This window comes from Bradyrhizobium sp. PRIMUS42 (genome assembly GCF_023006515.1).
Lineage (GTDB): Bacteria > Pseudomonadota > Alphaproteobacteria > Rhizobiales > Xanthobacteraceae > Bradyrhizobium.
In genome coordinates, this window is the sequence record NZ_JALBGZ010001050.1 from 1 (window position 1) to 1,587 (window position 1,587).

The following is a 1,587-nucleotide window of genomic DNA, read 5'->3' on the forward strand; positions in this document are numbered from 1 at the left end:
CGCCAAACTGCTGAGCGACGCCGCCGAGACCATGCGGCTGTCGGCGCGCGGCTATCACCGCGTGCTGCGGGTGGCGCGCACGCTGGCCGATCTCGATCATGCCGACAAGATCGGCCGGGTGCATCTGGCCGAAGCGCTGTCCTATCGCGCACTCGCGGAGGATGTACGGCAGCTGGCTTGATCATTCTGCGCATCAACCCGGCGGTAACGAGTTTCCTTTACGCTCTGCAAACCATAAGGCCCAATGAGTTCCTCGGGCCCCGGCGAGTAGAGTGTCATGTTGCGTTTCAAGATCCTGGCCTCGGTTGTTCCCCTCCTGGCGGCTGTTGCATTCGCCCGCGGCGAAATCGGATCGGTCTCACATCCCTGCATCGCGCTCGGCGACACCTCGGTCGAGCTGACCTCGCTGTTCTGGACGGCCGGCGTGCACGTGGCCTTCACCGAGGATCCGGAGCGCGCCACCGTGCGGGTCCAGATTACCGATGATGCTGACGCGGCGGACTTCGCCGTGGTCGACGACGGCCTAGGTTCCGAACCGGACTCCTGCCAGGCCAATCCGTCGACGCGCCTTGTCTCGATCGCCGCTCAGCCGGTCGATGGCGGGCCGGTGGTCTACCTCTCCAGCGAGGGCCCGGCTGATTATCGCATCTATGTGCGCTCGAAGACGTTCTCGCAGCGCGAGGCGGCGGCGCTGATCGTCGGCGCCCATGGCGGCCATCGCCCGCTCCCGCTCCAGGCCGCCTCGCTGTAAATTGTTTGAGCATGATCTTTCGGAAAACCGCCGAACACTTTTCCGGATCATGCTCTGAGGCGTTAACACCTCGTTAATCCTGTTTGGAGGCGACGCCAAAGCCTCAAGCTGTTCGCAAGGTCGGCGCGACATCGTCACAGCCGGCGGGTGGCAGGATTTCGAAAAGAGTCGGGGTCGGTGACGATGGGTCGGACGTTCCGGATCAAGGTGCGCATGCGCCGCTTCAGGCGACAGCACCCCCGAATTGCCTTTGCGATCCGCTCCTTCATGATCTTCTCGGCGACCTTCGGCGGCGCCTATGGTTTCGTGACCGGCAGCCGGTCCGAGAATTCCGGCTACGACCCCCACGCCTTCGCGATCGGCGCCAGCTTCCTGTTCGCGCTCGCCTGCCTCGGCCTTGCGACGCTGAGCATGCGCCTGCGCTTCGTCCATAAGCGGCTGCGTAAGCTCGCCGCCCACAACGAGGCGCTGATCGACCGCAATTGGGAGCTGAAGGAAGCGGAAGAACGCGCCCGCAGCCTGTTCGAACAGCAGGGCGACCTCATCGTGCTGCGCGACACAAGCGGCCGCATCACCTTTGCCAACGAGGCCTATTGTGCCCTCGCCGGACAGGTGCGCAGCGCGCTGGTCGGCACGCGTTTCGACTTCGACGTGCTGGAGCAGGGCGACAGCGCGCGCGAGAGCAACGGCACGCGCATCCACGACCAGAAGATCGCAACCCCGCTTGGCGCGCGCTGGATTGCGTGGCGCGAGGGCTACGTCCGCCTCGATGCCGGGCAACCCGCCGAATTGCAGAGCGTGGGACGCGACGTCACCGACCGCACCGAGACCGAGCG

Annotated in this window: 2 protein-coding genes and 1 pseudogene; all 3 read left to right on the plus strand. The window is 65.2% G+C overall.

Features of this window, described 5'->3' with window-relative positions; genetic code table 11:
- Positions 1 to 181, plus strand: a pseudogene (locus MOV75_RS37375) (ATP-binding protein); the annotation flags it as partial.
- 96 nt (positions 182 to 277) lie between these two features.
- The gene (locus MOV75_RS37380) at positions 278 to 751 is read left to right on the plus strand and encodes a hypothetical protein (protein ID WP_246932485.1); all 474 of its coding nucleotides are present in this window, start codon (positions 278 to 280) and stop codon (positions 749 to 751) included.
- 183 nt (positions 752 to 934) lie between these two features.
- A partial coding sequence (locus tag MOV75_RS37385; RefSeq protein WP_247007910.1) for a PAS domain S-box protein occupies positions 935 to 1,587 on the plus strand: 653 nt, incomplete at its 3' end.

Excerpts from the sequence above, each read along its gene's own strand:
- MOV75_RS37380 (WP_246932485.1), top strand. The coding sequence starts at position 278 with ATGTTGCGTTTCAAGATCCTGGCCTCGGTTGTTCCCCTCCTGGCGGCT.